16 protein-coding genes and 1 pseudogene are annotated in these 14,589 nt (G+C 67.8%); 6 read left to right on the top strand and 11 right to left on the bottom strand.

Annotated features, from left to right (window positions below; genetic code table 11):
- Position 1 precedes the first annotated feature (1 nt).
- The 4 genes from ABZ899_RS20400 to ABZ899_RS20415 form a co-directional block, all read right to left on the bottom strand.
- On the bottom strand, positions 2-1,132 hold the full coding sequence (locus ABZ899_RS20400) for a hypothetical protein (RefSeq protein ID WP_361347897.1): 1,131 nt from the start codon (positions 1,130-1,132) through the stop codon (positions 2-4).
- A gap of 553 nt (positions 1,133-1,685) precedes the next feature.
- The gene (locus tag ABZ899_RS20405) at positions 1,686-2,684 is read right to left on the bottom strand and encodes a DUF2637 domain-containing protein (RefSeq protein ID WP_361347900.1); all 999 of its coding nucleotides are present in this window, start codon (positions 2,682-2,684) and stop codon (positions 1,686-1,688) included.
- Positions 2,681-2,962, bottom strand: coding sequence for a DUF6303 family protein (locus ABZ899_RS20410; RefSeq protein WP_361347903.1), 282 nt, complete (start codon positions 2,960-2,962; stop codon positions 2,681-2,683). Before ABZ899_RS20410 ends, ABZ899_RS20405 begins: the two co-directional genes overlap by 4 nt.
- A complete protein-coding gene (locus tag ABZ899_RS20415; RefSeq protein WP_361347905.1) occupies positions 2,962-3,225 on the bottom strand; it encodes a DUF6284 family protein in 264 nt (87 codons plus the stop codon). Before ABZ899_RS20415 ends, ABZ899_RS20410 begins: the two co-directional genes overlap by 1 nt.
- Positions 3,226-3,658: 433 nt before the next feature.
- On the opposite strand from ABZ899_RS20415, the gene ABZ899_RS20420 reads away from it, so the two are divergent.
- From ABZ899_RS20420 to ABZ899_RS20435, 4 genes are all read left to right on the top strand, one after another.
- The gene (locus ABZ899_RS20420; RefSeq protein ID WP_361347908.1) at positions 3,659-4,438 is read left to right on the top strand and encodes a GntR family transcriptional regulator; all 780 of its coding nucleotides are present in this window, start codon (positions 3,659-3,661) and stop codon (positions 4,436-4,438) included.
- A gap of 12 nt (positions 4,439-4,450) precedes the next feature.
- On the top strand, positions 4,451-5,122 hold the full coding sequence (locus ABZ899_RS20425) for a YdcF family protein (RefSeq protein ID WP_361347911.1): 672 nt from the start codon (positions 4,451-4,453) through the stop codon (positions 5,120-5,122).
- A 189-nt stretch (positions 5,123-5,311) separates the two neighbouring features.
- Positions 5,312-5,731: a hypothetical protein gene (locus ABZ899_RS20430; protein ID WP_361347914.1), complete on the top strand. Its 420-nt coding sequence runs from the start codon at positions 5,312-5,314 to the stop codon at positions 5,729-5,731.
- Entirely contained in the window at positions 5,721-8,297 is a 2,577-nt protein-coding gene (locus ABZ899_RS20435; RefSeq protein ID WP_361347917.1) for a tetratricopeptide repeat protein, read from the top strand. Before ABZ899_RS20430 ends, ABZ899_RS20435 begins: the two co-directional genes overlap by 11 nt.
- Positions 8,298-8,779: 482 nt before the next feature.
- Here the strand turns inward: ABZ899_RS20435 and ABZ899_RS20440 are convergent, their stop codons facing one another.
- The 7 genes from ABZ899_RS20440 to ABZ899_RS20470 all read right to left on the bottom strand — a co-directional run bounded on the left by ABZ899_RS20440 (position 8,780) and on the right by ABZ899_RS20470 (position 12,721).
- Positions 8,780-8,914: a hypothetical protein gene (locus tag ABZ899_RS20440; protein WP_361347920.1), complete on the bottom strand. Its 135-nt coding sequence runs from the start codon at positions 8,912-8,914 to the stop codon at positions 8,780-8,782.
- A 587-nt stretch (positions 8,915-9,501) separates the two neighbouring features.
- On the bottom strand, positions 9,502-9,669 hold the full coding sequence (locus ABZ899_RS20445; RefSeq protein ID WP_361347923.1) for a hypothetical protein: 168 nt from the start codon (positions 9,667-9,669) through the stop codon (positions 9,502-9,504).
- On the bottom strand, positions 9,666-9,983 hold the full coding sequence (locus tag ABZ899_RS20450) for a DUF6578 domain-containing protein (protein ID WP_361347926.1): 318 nt from the start codon (positions 9,981-9,983) through the stop codon (positions 9,666-9,668). Before ABZ899_RS20450 ends, ABZ899_RS20445 begins: the two co-directional genes overlap by 4 nt.
- 11 nt (positions 9,984-9,994) lie before the next feature.
- A complete protein-coding gene (locus ABZ899_RS20455) occupies positions 9,995-10,342 on the bottom strand; it encodes a MerR family transcriptional regulator (protein WP_361347929.1) in 348 nt (115 codons plus the stop codon).
- A gap of 24 nt (positions 10,343-10,366) precedes the next feature.
- On the bottom strand, positions 10,367-11,308 hold the full coding sequence (locus ABZ899_RS20460; RefSeq protein ID WP_361347931.1) for an aldo/keto reductase: 942 nt from the start codon (positions 11,306-11,308) through the stop codon (positions 10,367-10,369).
- 54 nt (positions 11,309-11,362) lie between these two features.
- Positions 11,363-11,794, bottom strand: a complete 432-nt coding sequence (locus ABZ899_RS20465) for a hypothetical protein (RefSeq protein ID WP_361347934.1) — start codon at positions 11,792-11,794, stop codon at positions 11,363-11,365.
- 60 nt (positions 11,795-11,854) lie between these two features.
- Complete coding sequence (locus ABZ899_RS20470; RefSeq protein ID WP_361347937.1) at positions 11,855-12,721, bottom strand: bifunctional DNA primase/polymerase; 867 nt, start codon at positions 12,719-12,721, stop codon at positions 11,855-11,857.
- A gap of 375 nt (positions 12,722-13,096) precedes the next feature.
- Between ABZ899_RS20470 and ABZ899_RS20475 the strand changes: the two genes are divergently transcribed.
- Together ABZ899_RS20475 and ABZ899_RS20480 are read left to right on the top strand one after the other, a co-directional pair.
- Positions 13,097-13,423, top strand: coding sequence for a hypothetical protein (locus ABZ899_RS20475; protein ID WP_361347940.1), 327 nt, complete (start codon positions 13,097-13,099; stop codon positions 13,421-13,423).
- A gap of 211 nt (positions 13,424-13,634) precedes the next feature.
- A pseudogene (locus ABZ899_RS20480) lies at positions 13,635-14,522 on the top strand (bifunctional MaoC family dehydratase N-terminal/OB-fold nucleic acid binding domain-containing protein); the annotation flags it as partial.
- Positions 14,523-14,589 lie beyond the last annotated feature (67 nt).

Raw genomic sequence — 14,589 nt, forward strand, 5'->3', positions numbered from 1 at the left:
CTCAGACGTTCCATCCCTTCTCGGCCTCGGGCCCGTTGCGCGGGTCCTCGTGTCGGGCGATGTCCTGCTGGTGCGCCTGCCGGAACAGCGGCCCCATGTCCTCCGCGACCGCGACGGCCGACATGAGCGCGCCGAAGATGTCGTTGAAGCCGTCCGCGACTTCCTTCTCCAGCGGGAACTCGGAGTCGGCGCGCTCGGCGAGGATCCGCATCACGTTCGCCACGCTCGTGAGCGCGGCCGGCAGGCCCTCGACCATGGCGAGGATCTCCATGGCGTTGTCTGGGTCGTACTGCTGCGCGGCGCATTCCATTTCCGCCGCGTGCTCCTCGAACCGGAACCCGGTCACGGTGGCTCCTTCACTAGTCGTCGTGCTGGGCGTGGCGGGGACGACGCCGGCGGGGCGCTCGGCCGTGTCTCCAATCTGCTCGGTGCCGTCGTCGGCAGCCTCGGCGTCCGCGGCGGCCTCCTCATCCCGCAGCGCGGCGAGCGTGGCCGCGTCGCGGCTCTCGCGGTCCCGATCGGCGTGCTGGGTTATCCGCCGGTACAGGCGGCGGCCGGGGTACTGGAGCCACGCCCACCCGAGCTTCCGCCCGAGTGGTGTGGTGACCATTCCGACCACTCCGAGCGCGGTCCCGAGCAGCGCTGCGAGCAGGCGCCGGCCCTGGAAGCGGGCGGCGGAACGCCACAGCGCCTTGCTCGCCCGTCGCCGCGCGGGGGCCTTGCGGACCTCCGCACGCTGCTGGGCGACTTGTCCGGCCGCCTTGCCGTCCCGGACCGCCCGAGCGCGGTCGACCGCCTTGCGGCGGGATGCATTCGCCGCTCCGAGTCCCTTGGCCGCAGCGCGGCCTATCGGCCCCCTGCGGGCCAGGGACGCGGTGCGGGCCTGGTGCTTGGCGGCGCGGCGGGCGTCCGCGACCGCGCGGCGGGCACCGGCCGTCTCCGTCCGGCGGGCTGCTCGCGATGGGGCCGCCGTACGGGCCGACTCTCGCAGTGCCTTGACCTGGCCCATCCGCCCCCGCACCGCGCCCGCGGTCGAACCGTGCGGCGCCGCAGGGCGGTTCGTTCGTCCGCCGATCTTCCCGGCCGGTGTCTTGATGCCGTCGGGCGTACGGCGTCCGCCCCTGCCGAGCACACCGGCTGTACCGGGCCGGTGACTTCCGCCGGCCGCCGCACGGCCGGGCTTGCTACCTGCGCGACCGCTTGTGGCCCGGCTACTCATGGGCCGCTGCTGCGGCATCCGGGCGGAACCGCTCCGGCCCGTCGCGCGGTCGCGAGCGGTAGCGGTTCGGGTAGAGCGCCGTCGATCGCGGCTGTTGCGGGTGGCGGCCGCGGTGCCGACCACGACGGCGCCGGTAGCGGCGAGCGCGAGCGCCACCGGGCCGCCGACCAGGGCTGCGGCCCCGAGCAGTGTGGCGGTGGTGTTCGTACCGCTCACCGCAAGCGGTACGACCGGCCACCCGCCCGGCGTGTGCGCCACGTCGACGGCGGCCTGGGCGGCGGGAGTGTGGGGCGAGGGGGGCGTTACGTCCGGTGGAGCATCCGGTGCCGCTACCGGCGTGATGGTGGTGTCCGTCATGCTGAGTGCGCTCCTTCACGGGAGTAGAGGCCCGGCCGGGACTGTGGAAGGTTGACGGCCGGGCCTTGCCGATGTGGGGCGGGGAAAACGCGCTGTCTTGCGCGCGGAGTTACCGGGTCAGCACCTCAACTGGAGCCGTGCTGTCGCGCAGTTCCTGGTAGCGGGTGGAGACCCATCCGACGGACCAGCCGCACAGCTCGGCGGCGGCCCGCACGGGCAAGCCCTCTTCGAAGGCGGCGAGCACGATGCGGCGGGCCCGGTCCTCGGGCAGCTTTTCGGCGGCGGGTCCGCCGGCGAGCAGTGCGGCGCGTTCACGCGCCGCCTTCTCCTCGCGCTCGGCACGTTCACGCCGGGCGGCTTCCTCGCGGGCCCGGAGTTCCTCCTCGCGGCGCCGCGAGGCTTCCCGTTCGCGTTCCTGCCGCTCCCGCTCACGCTGTTCAAGCTCGCGTTCACGGCGTTCACGGGCTTCCCGCTCGGCGCGTTCGCGGGCTTCGGCGCGCTCGCGTTCCTCCCGCCGGGCCCGCTCCTCCCGCTCGGTCTGCTCGCGGGCGAGGTGGGCCTCGTGTTCACGCTGTTCACGCGCCAGCTTGGCGGCGTGCTCGCGTTCCTCGCGCGCCCGCCGCTCGGCGGCCTCCCGGCGTTCGGCGGCCGCCCGCTCGCGGTCCTCTTGCTCCGCGCGCCTACGGTCCTCCAGCGCCGTGACGGCGGCGGCGATGGCGCGCCGGTAAGCGAGTCCGGTCTCCGCGGTGACGATCAGCAGCAGGGGCGCGACCGCGTGCACGGCCACGCCGACCAGGTCGTGCTTCAGGGCGGAGTCCGCGACGTTCAGGGCGAGGGTCATGCATCCGGTCATCCAACGCAGGACCACAGGCCACTTGCCGCCGTTGCCTCCGAGGCGGGCCAGAACCGCGTCCAGGCGGACCACGATGACGACGGCGGCGTCCACCACGAGCGGCAGGATCGGCGCCGTCCAGTCCCACTCGTCGGGTGTGTGCCGGGCGGCGAGCGGGGTGACGGTGAGGATCGAGTAGAGCATGGCCCCGGCCACGATCAGCCAGGTGCCAGCGGACAGCGCGCGTTCCGCTGAACGGATCTGCTCGGTGTTCACGCGTCCGCCTCCGCCCATGAACGCACCCGGACGGCAGCGATCAGCACGGCCGGCGAGGCCGGGTCGTCGGGGTTCTCGCTGTCCTCCGTCCACGTCCACTCGGCGCCCGGTACCGGCTCGAAGCCGAGCAGGCTGAGCGCGTCCGTGCGTTCCGTGAACGTCGGCACCGTGTGGCTGAACAGGTGGTCCGGCCACCGCTCGGTGGTGTTCAGTAGCACCACGTACAGGCGCCACCGACCGTCACGCATCGACAACTGCGCCGTGAACTCCTCCGCCATCAGGCCACCCCCGGAGAGATGGCGCCACGGCGGTTGGCCACGGTCCGCCGCGCGGCGAGCATCCGGCGGCGGGCCCGCCGGATGCGCCGCTGGTCCAGCTCGGACGGCGTGCGGTCCAGGGTGCTGATCTGTGCGTCCAGCAGCTCGACCTCGGCTCGGATGAGCGGCATCTCGTACTCGATGGCGTCCAGCTCCGCGGCCGTGGGCTCGCGGTCGGGGCCGATGGCGGTAACGGCCGTCTGAAGTGCAGCGATGTGCATCATGGGTCGTGTTCTCCCTAGCAGGTGGAACGGCCCGAACAGCGGTCCCGGTGTTCGCTGCACCGGGGCCGCGCGCCGTTAGAGCGGGTAAATCCGGCTCCCCTCAGCGCTGCTCTTGACGAGACGAGCAGCGGAGGCAACCGGCCGCAGTACCCGAGGGACTGCGAAGAGGTTGGGTTGCGCTGTACCTCACGAGGGCGTGAGCCCGCGTGGCCGCCTACTTGGCCGAGGAGAGGCGGCGTGATCCCCATGCAGTTGTCAAAGAGCCCTCGCTTCCTTCGAGCCCGTTTCACGGAGCCCTCAGGGCGTGGCGGGCCGCGCAGTCACCCGTAGTCCTGGGACTGCGTGGCCGCTAGTGAGACTCTGCACTCACAGTCCCGAGACTGTCAACAGTCCTGGGACTGTGTTTCACTGGTCGCGACGAGAGGAGGCTCGAATGGCGCCGAAGTGGCGAGAGCTGGCGGACCGGCTTGCCGAGCGCATCCGGAGCGGCGAGTACGCGCCCGGCCAGCAGCTCCCGCATATCCGGGACCTGGTCGATGCCGGGGAGGGGTCGAAGTCCACGGTTCACGCTGCCTACAAGGCGTTGGAGGCCGAAGGACTCGTCACCTCATCGCGCGGGCACGGCACCGTCGTACGGCAGCAAACCCCGTTGAAGCGGCTCGGCATCGAGCGGTACGACAAGGCCAAGTGGCGGGACGGCGACGAAGTCGCGTTCATCGCGGACCGCGTGGCGTCCGGACGGGCCTACAAGCGCAACGACCAGACCCAGACGGTCAGCCGGATCGTGGCGCCGACCGCCGTGGCGGCCGCTCACGGCCTACCGGAAGGCGCGGAGGTGTACGCGCGCGCACGGCTCGTGAAGGAAGGCGAGCAGCCGACGCACACCCTCACGAGCTACTACCGGCCCGAACACGTCGAAGGAACGCGCATCGTCGATCCGGCTCCCGGCCCCGCCGGCCGCGGCGGCGGCTTCCGCGTGCTCTACGACGCGGGATACGAGATCGACCACATGCGAGAGGAACTGTTCGCGCGCGTCCCCACGGTGGAGGAGGTGAAGCTGCTCCAGCTCCCGCCCGGCGAGCCGGTGGTGGAGCTGCACAGGACGACCTTCACGGCCGACGGCACCGTCGTCGAGTTCGCCATCGGCGTGCACGCGGCGTCCCGGTTCACGTGGTCCTACGACTTCAAGGTGCCAGACTCGTCGTCGTCGTGAGGGAGGCGCACAGTGATCTCGGATCAGGCATGGCAGGACGCCCAGGCCCTATGGGACTTCCAGCTCATGAAGCACGAACCGCGCACCTGCTCGGTCGCCATCGGTCTCGGCAGCCACGACCTGGGCGTGGCGGACACGACGGCGGACCTCTACCACCGCGGCTTCGCCCCGCTCATCGTCTTCACGGGCGCGACCAGCCGGACCACCCAGGACCGGATGCCGCGCGGCGAAGCCGAGCACTACCGCGAGCGCGCGCTGGAGCTGGGGGTGCCAGCCTCCGCCATCCTGGTGGAGCCCCGAGCCCGGAACACGGGCGAGAACGTCCAACTCTCCCGGGCCCTGCTCGCAGAGCAGGGCGTCGACGTCTCCTCCGTGCTGCTGGTGAGCAAGCCCTACGAGGAACGCCGCGCCTACGCCACCGCCCGCAAGCTATGGCCCGAAGTGGAGATCGTCAGCGCGTCCACGCCTATGACCTTCGGGGAGTACGTCGAAGCGATCGGGGACGCGAGGCTGGTTGTCGACATGCTGGTGGGAGCGCAACAACGTCTGCTGGTGTACCCGAGTGAGGGATTCATGATCACCATGGATGTCCCGGCGGATGTGACCGCAGCGTACGAACGGCTCTGTGCGGCGGGCTTCACGAGGCGGCTCATTCGCGCGGCTGCCGACCAGTCGACCGGATAGCAGCTTCCCTACTCCCATCAAGGCGGCTCGCTCCGCTCACTGCGCGCGGCCCGGCCCCCGGCCGGACCTGCGCTCCTGTCTCCGCCCCGCCCCACCTCACGAAGCTCATGACACAGCAGATGGCCGGAACCGGTGGTGCCAGCAGGCAACAGCTGGTAGACCAGGAACGATAGAGCTACAGGGGGGCGTATGAGCGATCTTGAGGTCCTTCAGTTGGCAGCACCTGCTGCACAGGCACTTGTCTCATGCATGGTTACAGACACGTGGCTAGCCGCCAAGGAAAGGTTTGCCCGCCTTCTGGGCCGCGGCAATGAGGAGCATGAAAGTGCAATCGATGCCGATCTGGAAGAGTCACGTAGCGCTGTAGTCGATGGTGATTCCAGCAGCACGATCGTCACCGAAGTATGGAGAGCCCGCTTCCGGCAAGCGCTTCTAACCAATCCTGAAATGGCCCGAGAACTGCGTGACCTCCTAGCTGAGATCGAGACCCCCAACACACAAAGCCAAACGGTGAATCAAAGCATGGTAGCGCGGGATCACGCCGTCGCATTCCAGCAGGGTTCCGGCACGCAGAACTATTACGGCTCATCAGACACCAATGACCAGTGAAGCCGTAAACCAAGGGTTGAGTAGTGGACCAGGAAAGCTAGTCCACGCTCATGACCACGCAACATCCTTCCAGCAGGAACATGGCGTCCAGGTCTACGTTGGAGCTGGGGGCGGGGAGAGTATTGGGGCCGCGATCACCCATGCCCGCCTTTCCAGCTTGAGTTTCTGGCCGCTCGTCGGGGAGGTGTCCGACCCCGTCAAGTGGGGTGTACACCCTGCACCAGCGCGGCAGCAGATAAGGTATGTTGAGTACGTAAGCCGCGACATAGATGCAGAATTCCTGGAGGCACTCAAGCCAGGACGCTTTGTCTTGCTAATTGGCGACTCAACGGCAGGGAAATCCAGGACTGCATTCGAAGCAGCTCAGCACCTTCTGAGTGATTACCGAGTCCTAATGCCATTCGACGGCAACGAGGCTGCAATTGCCCACGAGTTGGTCCAGCATGACCCTAGGGTGCTTCTATGGCTCGACGATCTCGACGTTTTCCTTGCTCCGCCTGCCGTTTCTGTTCGTGTAATTGATGAGATCACAAACAGAAATGGGATTATTCTCGCAACTCTGCGAGCTGAGCGATTCAATGAATTGTCTCTCCGGCAAGAACGTTCCGCATTCGACACCGAGCGCCTATTGGTTCGGAATGCGCGCCAGATCATGAGCAGGGCCGAAAAGTTCTTCCTTGACCGCCGATGGTCGCAGCGAGAGGTTAGCCAGGCCAACACCAGTTCCGACCCGCGACTCAAGGATGCAGTAAGTCACGCGGACGAGTACGGAGTCGCTGAATATCTTGCTGCTGGACCTCAGCTTTATGACGAATGGCGCAATGCGTGGTCTCCAGGAGCCCACCCTCGCGCAGCGGCATTAGTGGCTTCCGCTATTGACTTCAAGCGTGCAGGGATCAACAAGCCTGTTGGAATCGGAGTTCTGCTCTCCGCACACGAGCACTACTTGCGAGAAAAGGGAGGAGTGCGTCTCCGCCCGGAAACTTTCGAAGAGGCAATTGCGTGGGCCACTTCCCCTCTTCACGCGACCACCAGCCTACTTGTACCGTATGAATCGGGCACTTATAAGGCCTTTGACTATCTGGTGGACCGGGTAGCAAATTCGGAAAGTTTCACCGAAATTCCTGACGTCGTGTGGGACGAAGTCCTCGAAGGGAAACTCGAATTCGATTTTCATACGGTAGGCGAGTACGCTGCGAAGACAGGTCGCACAGACCTTGCAGAAAGAGCATACCGGCTTGCGGAAGGGTCGGACTCGCAGGGGCAGGACGCTTTTCGACTCGGTTACGTATTTTCCACCGCCGGCAACTATGACCAGGCTGTAAACTGGTACACAAAGTCTGCGGAAAATGGAAACATTCGCGCTCTCGCGAATCTAGGGTACGTCCATGTAAGGAAGCGTGACTTTCAGCAAGCCGAGAGATATTTCGGCGAAGCTGCCCAGAAAGGCGACGAAAAGGCAGCCCTAGGGCTTGCCACGCTTCTTCTCAAGCAACAGAGGCTTGACGAAGCTGACACATGGTGCTCCGTCGCAGAGGAAAAGGGGCTCGTCGACGCTAGCGTCTTGCGGGCAGACATTCATGTGGCTAGAGGAAATATCGATCTAGCTGAGCCGCTCTACCTGAGAATGCGGGATAAGTTCCCGAACAAGGTGGCCTTGGGGCTAGGCCTGGTGAATATGGAGAGGGAGAAATACAGGGAAGCTATCTCTCAATTCGAAACGGCTCTCACGGGGGGCGATCACGGGGCGCTTATTAGCATGGCCCGGTGTTACTCAGAACTGAATGAATACGAGGAAGCGGCATCGGTTACTCGACGCTACGTAAATGAGCACCCAGAAGACTCCACCGGTTACTTCAACCTCGCATTTTATCTTCAAATGATTGGCAACTTGGAGGAGGCGGAGCTCAATTACCGAAAGGCGGTTGACCTGGGCGATGTAAAGGCAATGACGAATCTTGCTAATTTGCTGTCGGACAGTGAGCGCACAGAGGAGGCAGAAGAGCTTTACAGTGCCGCAATCAGGAAGGGTGATTCCAAGGCGCCCGGTGGCCTGGCGCACCTATATCGAGTAACGGGACGTTTCTCTAAAGCGATCGGCATTCTTCATGATCCCATCCGCGAAGGGAACGCGGCCGCTTTCAAGGAGATGGGGCGAGTGCAAGAGGATCTTGGTAAAACCAATTTGGCTATCCTCTGGCTCCGAAAAGCGGTGGACTTGGGGGACAAGAATGCCGGAATCCGCCTAGGGTATATTCACGAAAGGCGTGGTGAGCCAAAGAAGGCGACACCTTATTATAGGGTCGCTGCAGAGGCGGGAGATGCTCACGCCTACCTCCATCTGGGCATGATCTTCGAAAAGCGTCGTGACATAGACAAAGCCAAAGAACTGTACCAGCAAGCCTTTGCTTATGGGGACTTCGAGGCGGCGTCTAGACTCGGCATGCTGTATCTACGCCAGCATGACTGGCAGTCGGCAAAAGATTGGTTCCAGAAGGGTGCGGAAAAGGGAGATAAGGAATCCAGGAAAATTCTGATGCTAGTAACTGAAAGCAATGACAGTTGACTTATTGGCTGGAGCCAGAGTCAACCTCGCACCCTGAGCGCACCAGATTGAATGGGCCACAGCGGGTGGCATCCTTGTCCCACGAAGTCACTGCCTTCTTCGTTCGACCAGTTCAGCGCCTGGCTGTCCGCGAATAGTCGCCACTTCCCGAGATGGGATCACGCCGTTGTCGCGGGCCAGTCGGAGCAACTCGCTGTTTGTCATCCACGACAAGCCTCGATAGCGTCGCTGAGGTCGGTGGGGATGCAACGAGGCATACGCGCGCCTGGTCGTTCGGCGGCACCCGCCGCCGTGGCTGACTGTCGTCGGCGGAGGTTCGTGCCACTGTCGTGCCAGAGGCAGCGGTCAGCCACGGTCAACGAGGGCGTCTCGCGGTCGAGTTGTTGGGCACCTCACCAGTCAGCGAAGCCCAGGTCACCGGCACGACACCCCAGCCTCTCTCCTGCGGTGCTCTCTCGACCGACGGTGGGCTCAGCCTTCCTCTACGACTGCAGGAACTCCCGTCGTGCGGGATTCGGTTCTGCTTCGGCCAGGTCGGTGAGCGCCTGCAAGAGGCGGTCGCGCTGGTCCAGAGGCAGCCGCACCAGCTCCCCGCACACGCTTTCCATCACCTTCACCGCAGCTATCGAGGAGCCAGAGGGCGTCGGCAACCAGCCCGACAAAGAGCCGGCACGAGCGGATCCATCGAAGTCATCCCCGCAACCTAGCCGACCCCTACGACAGCAAGGGCGTCATCTCCCGGGGCATGAGGATGCACCGAGAGTCCCGGCTGGTGAGTGTCTAACTGCGTGACAACGCCGACGAACGATGGCGGACGAGCACGGACGTCTACGGAACATCAGCGCAGGTGACAGACAAGCCGACCCGAGGCAGCACCCCCGTCCCAGTTCCTTCGGGACGAAGCGGTCCCTTGCGCAACAGCAACTCTATGGGCCATGCGTGGGCCAACGCTTCCGATGCTCCCAGTGCTTGACGAATCGGTGCAGGTCAGAGCGCTGCGTTCCCTGAACTCGTGATGGTCTTGAAAACCGTCGTGGCGCGAGTCACCGTGGGTTCAAATCCCACACCCACCGCCAGCAGAAACGGACCCTGACCAGGTGAATCGGTCAGGGTCCGTTCTCGTGGCCAGTGTCCACCAGTGCCCGTGACTCCCCGCTGTTTCCCGACCGAACGGGCACGAGAGGGGCACGTCGACTGACGTCCTCTAGGCGTAGGCGGCCAGCAGCGCGGCAAGTAGCCCAGCCCCCACAGCTGTGAAGACCCGTGGCTTCCTCCAGCCCGGTCCCGAAGCCTGGCGGTTCAGCTCCCACATGAGCACCAGACCGGCACCCAGGCCCAGCGCGTCGCGCAGCAGGAAAATGGCGGTGTTCACCGGGCGCCTCCTGGGGCCTTCGAACGGCAGACGCTCATGTCAGTCAACGGAGATGATGCAGCGTAACGGCAGTGCACCTCCGTGACGGTCAGCACCTTCAGGCGGGTCGGCGGGGGGTCCCCGTCGCCGTGATGCTCCTCGCGGAAGTCGATCTCCGCCGCGCGGTCGCCGCCGACGACGTCCGCGAAGTCCTCCGGACCGACCTCCAGGAGGTTCCAGGAGACGACGTCGCCGGGGGCGAAGCCCTCCCCGCAGCACTGCAGCTGCCCGTCGTCGATCCAGATCGTCACCGTCACGCCGCTGTTGTGCTGCACCCGGCCGACGCTCAGCTGTAGTAGGCGATCTTGTCGTCCAGGACGCCGATGGCCCGGCGCAGGGCGTCCACGCGTTGTTCCAGGGCGGCGCGGCGGTCGCGGAGGAAGGCGACGCGGTGGTGCGGGGGGTGGTCGGCGCGGAGCATCGCGACGAACTCCCGCAGGTCCGCGATGCCGAGGCCCGCGTCGCGGAAGCAGGTGACCAGGCCGATCCAGAACAGGTCGTCCTCGGTGTACTCCCGGTGCCCGCCGGCGGAGCGCCGGATCGGTCCGATGAGACCTTCGCGCTCGTAGTACCGCAGGGTGTCGAGGGAGACGCCGGTGCGTTCGGCGGCCGTCGCAGGGCTGACGGTGGTCATGGGGGCCGGCTCCTCGGGCAGGGGTCAACGGGCTTCCTGGAAGCGGGTCATGTGCGCGTCGGTGAGGCGTACTGAGCGGGCGGCGAGCGCCTCCTCGAGCTGTTCCACCCGGCTCACGCCGACGATCGGATCGATGCCCTGCCGCATCAGCCATCCGAGGACGACCTGGTTCCGCGTGGCGGAGAGCTCCGCGGCGACCTCGTCCAGGACGGCCAGCACCCGGGCCGTTCCGGGGTGATCGTAGGCCGCCGGAAGCGGCTTGTCCGGACGTACGTAGGAACCCCAGATCAGCGCGCTGTACGCCCACACGGCGAGCCCTTCGGACCGCGCGAGGTCCAGGTCCTCGGCGGTGAGCAGACGGTGGCCGGCCTCCGGGAGGGGCGTGAGGGGGCGCGGCTGGGCGAGGGAGTGGCGCAGTTGCAGGGCCGTGTACGGCTCCACGCGCCGCTCCCGCGCCAGGGACCGGGCGCGTTCGACCCGCCAGGCGGCGTGGTTCGCCGCCCCGACCCGCAGGGCCACCCCCTTGGCGACGAGCTCGCCGAACGCGCCGACCGTCTCCTCCAGCGGCACGACGCGGTCCTCGGCGTGCGCCCACAACAGGTCGACGTGGTCGACGCCCAGCCGTCCCAGGCTCTCCTCCACGCCGGCGTGGACGGCCCGGGCGGACAGCCCTTCGGCGCTCCGCGGCCAGGAGTGCGGGACGAGCGGGTTCTGCCGGACCTTCGTCGCGATCCGCACCGCGTCGCGCGCGCCCGGGCGGGCCCGCAGCCACGCGCCGATCACACGCTCGCTCGCGCCGCCGACCCCGCTGGGGTCGTTCCAGAAGGAGTAGCAGTTCGCGGTGTCCAGCCAGACACCGCCACCGGCGACGAAGGAGTCGAGGATCGCGAAGGCCCGGTCGGCGTCGACGCGGGTGCCGAAGGCCATGGTGCCCAGGACGATGTGAGGCGCGTTGGTCGTCGTCATGCGGCTCATGCTGGTATCTGGAGCGCGCTCCAGGTCAAGAGCGCTCCCGCCCGCCTACAGCGCGTGGTCCTCCGCCAGCCCCTCCCAGTCGACCCCCCGCAACGACTCCTCCGCGTCCTCGCCGGACGGCACCCGGGGCGTGGACTGGAACCAGACGACCGTGAGGGACGAGCGGTGCAGGACCGGGTCGTGGGCCGGGTCGAGGGCCGTCGAGTGGAAGCGGCCGACGCAGGCCACGGGCGGCAGGACCTCGACCGGGCCGAAGGGTCCCGCCTGCTGGTCGGGGCGCTCCAGCTGTGGCGGGACGAGGTGGACCGGGGTCCTGGGATCGGTCCGCTGGGCGGTGTTCAGGAGGCCGTGGATCGTCATGTCGTTGACGAGCTTGCAGGGGTAGCCCTCCAGCATGCCGCCGTACGTCGAGGTCAGCCGGAGTTCGGCGAGGTCGAGGGAGCAGCCGGACATGAGGATCACACGGGTCAGGGACATGGGCGGCACTGTAGGGCGGGGGTGCGGGCCGGGTCGCCCGACTTTCGCCGTGCGCCGGCGTCAGGGGTGGTGGCCCGTGAGGCGGGCCGCCGAGGCGAGCGTGGCGCGGGCCTCCCGTTCGGTCAGGCCGGTGTCGAGGGCCGCCTCGACGAGCGGTTCGACCAGGGCGGGCCCGATGCCGTCCTCGTAGGCCCGGCAGGCGGCCCAGAACAGGCGGGTGTTGCGCTGGCCCTCGTGTGCGGCCAGCACGAACTGGACGAGGCCCTGCCCGTGGCCGCCGGCCGACGGGGGCGTCGGGTGGTGCGAGCGCGGCGGCGGGAGCAGCAGGCGCAGCAGCGCGCGCGGGCAGGGCGCCGGGCCGATGTGGGCGGTGCCGGGGGCGGTGCGGTAGACGCCGTGCTCGGTGCGGGAGCCGGGGCCGACCAGGTAGCCGCCGGCGCCGCGGATGTCGATGCCGGGCGCGAGCCGGCCCGCGGAGTTCGGCACGACCACGTCCGGCGGGCCGGTCAGCCACAGGTGGCGACCGCCGCTCGGCGTCAGGACGACGACGGTCGGCGGGATGGTGAACAGGTGCCGCAGCGCCAGTTCGCGCAGGGCCGCCGAGGAGTCCGCGTCGGACTTGGTGTCCAGGTCGACGCCGACCAGATGGTGCGGCGGCAGTCCGCAGGCGATGCCGTAGCCCGTGGCCCAGGGGGCGGCGGCGAAGAGCTCGCGGATACGGGCGGGGTCGGTGGAGGCGTCGTAGACCCCGTGGCCGGGGCGGCCGCACGCGCCGTGGCAGGGCGTCGGCGAGGGATCGTCGCGGTGCGGGGAGCGCAGGGCCGGGAGCTTCGTCCGGGACAGGGGGATGACGGCCAGTCCGCGTTCGGCGGCTGACAGGGCGTGTGCGAGGGCCAGCGTCGTGGCCTGCCGGTCGGTGGTGGCCATGCCTCTATGTTCGTACGAGTGTTCGAAAAAGGGAAGAGGGGGCGGTGCGTGCCGGCGGGTGACACGCCGGTCGTGACGAGTGGTTCGAGGGGCCGATGGAACCTTTCGTCCCTTGCGGGGCTTGAGGCCGGACTGTCCTGGCTGTCCCGAGTGAGCGCTAAGTGTGGTGAAAGGGGTTTATCGACTTGTCATCACGCTTGAGGGCGAATAGGGCTGTCCGGGGTGGTTCGCCGGGGTTCCGGTGGGCAACTCTGATCTCGCGACGTCGTGCAGGACTCCGGGGCGGTCGGCCAACTGCCCGGAGGCAAGCAGTACTTCACGCACCACCAATGCGTCCGGCGGGGAGCCTGGGCGCACCTGTTCTGGAGGAACAACATGGCAAGCATCCGCACCGCCCGCGTCGTCGCGGCCGTCACCGCACTCCCGCTCGCCGCCGCCCTGCTCGCCGGGGTGGCCAGCGCGGACAACGGCGCATTCGCGGACGACGGATCCAGCGCGGCCGTCTCGACCGCCGTCCAGGGCCTCCTCGGCAGCGGGGTCGGCGGCGACAACTTCGGCACCTCATCGACCACCCAGCAGCAGGCGACCGGGTCCGGAGCCTCGAACGAGAGCAACACGGCGCAGGTCAACGGCTCCTCGTTCAGCTCGGTCAACCAGGGCGACGACAACACGTCCGTCACCTTCACCCCGCTCTGGTGGTGAGCTGAGAGGGCCGGTGCCCCGGTGCTCAGGCACCGGCCCTCTCCGTCCGTGGATGTGCTTGTGGGGTCTCACATGGCTGCGCGGCGGTGCTCCGGTACCGCCGCGCAGGCGTGTGCGCACCCCGGCGCACCCCCGTGCCCTTGACAGCCCCGCATATCTGACGGACAGTCAGAAACCTTCGGAGGCCTCGGCGGAGGACCAGGAGGCGGCGGTGGGCGGCGACTTGGCGGCGCGGCTGAAGGCGTACGAGGGGCGGCCGGCCGCCACGGCGTGCGCCGGCAAGGACCCCGTGAACGCGCCGATGATCCGGCACTGGTGCGAGGCGATGGGGGACACCCATCCCGCGTACACCGGCCCGGACGCCATCGCCCCGCCCACCATGCTCCAGGTGTGGACCATGGGCGGCCTCTCCGGCCACGTCGGCCGTGCGCACGCCTACGACGAACTGCTCGCCCTGCTCGACGAGTCGGGCTGCACCTCGGTCGTCGCCACCGACTGCGAGCAGGAGTACCTGCGCCCCCTGCGGCCCGGCGACGAGATCACCTACGACTCGGTGATCGAGTCGGTGTCGGAGCGCAAGACGACCCGGCTCGGCACCGGGTACTTCGTGACGACCCGCACGGACGTCCGCGCCGGCGGCGTCCTCGCCGGCACCCACCGCTTCCGCATCCTCAAGTACGCGCCCGCACGGTCCGGGGGCGGGACGGGGCGAGGCATCCGTCCACGGCCCGTCGTCAACCGCGACAACGCCGGGTTCTGGGAGGGCGTACGCCGGCACACCCTGCTCATCCAGCGCTGCACCGGCTGCGGCACCCTGCGCCACCCCTGGCTACCCGGCTGCAACGCCTGCGGCTGCCTGGACTGGGACACCGTCGAGGCGTCCGGCGAGGGCACGGTCCACTCGTACGTCGTGGTGCACCACCCGCCCTTCCCCGCCTTCGACCCTCCCTACGCGGTCGGGCTCATCGAGCTGGCCGAGGGCGTGCGGATGATCGGCGGCGTCGTGGGCGTGCCGTACGACAAGGTACGCATCGGGCTTCCCGTACGGCTCGAATTCCGGACGTACGAACAGGAACTGGTGCTGCCGGTCTGGCGCGCGCGGGGAAGCCTCCCGGCGCCCGCGCAACCCGCGGACGCGCCGGAGAACGCCCTGCCGCCGCTGGAGA

Source organism: Streptomyces sp. NPDC046859 (genome assembly GCF_040645135.1).
Taxonomy (GTDB): Bacteria; Actinomycetota; Actinomycetes; order Streptomycetales; family Streptomycetaceae; genus Streptomyces.

Coding starts and splice junctions, on each gene's coding strand:
- ABZ899_RS20410 (WP_361347903.1), bottom strand. CDS start 2,962: ATGGCGGAGGAGTTCACGGCGCAGTTGTCGATGCGTGACGGTCGGTGG.
- ABZ899_RS20415 (WP_361347905.1), bottom strand. CDS start 3,225: ATGATGCACATCGCTGCACTTCAGACGGCCGTTACCGCCATCGGCCCC.
- ABZ899_RS20420 (WP_361347908.1), top strand. CDS start 3,659: ATGGCGCCGAAGTGGCGAGAGCTGGCGGACCGGCTTGCCGAGCGCATC.
- ABZ899_RS20430 (WP_361347914.1), top strand. CDS start 5,312: ATGAGCGATCTTGAGGTCCTTCAGTTGGCAGCACCTGCTGCACAGGCA.
- ABZ899_RS20435 (WP_361347917.1), top strand. CDS start 5,721: ATGACCAGTGAAGCCGTAAACCAAGGGTTGAGTAGTGGACCAGGAAAG.
- ABZ899_RS20455 (WP_361347929.1), bottom strand. CDS start 10,342: ATGACCACCGTCAGCCCTGCGACGGCCGCCGAACGCACCGGCGTCTCC.
- ABZ899_RS20460 (WP_361347931.1), bottom strand. CDS start 11,308: ATGACGACGACCAACGCGCCTCACATCGTCCTGGGCACCATGGCCTTC.
- ABZ899_RS20465 (WP_361347934.1), bottom strand. CDS start 11,794: ATGTCCCTGACCCGTGTGATCCTCATGTCCGGCTGCTCCCTCGACCTC.
- ABZ899_RS20470 (WP_361347937.1), bottom strand. CDS start 12,721: ATGGCCACCACCGACCGGCAGGCCACGACGCTGGCCCTCGCACACGCC.
- ABZ899_RS20475 (WP_361347940.1), top strand. CDS start 13,097: ATGGCAAGCATCCGCACCGCCCGCGTCGTCGCGGCCGTCACCGCACTC.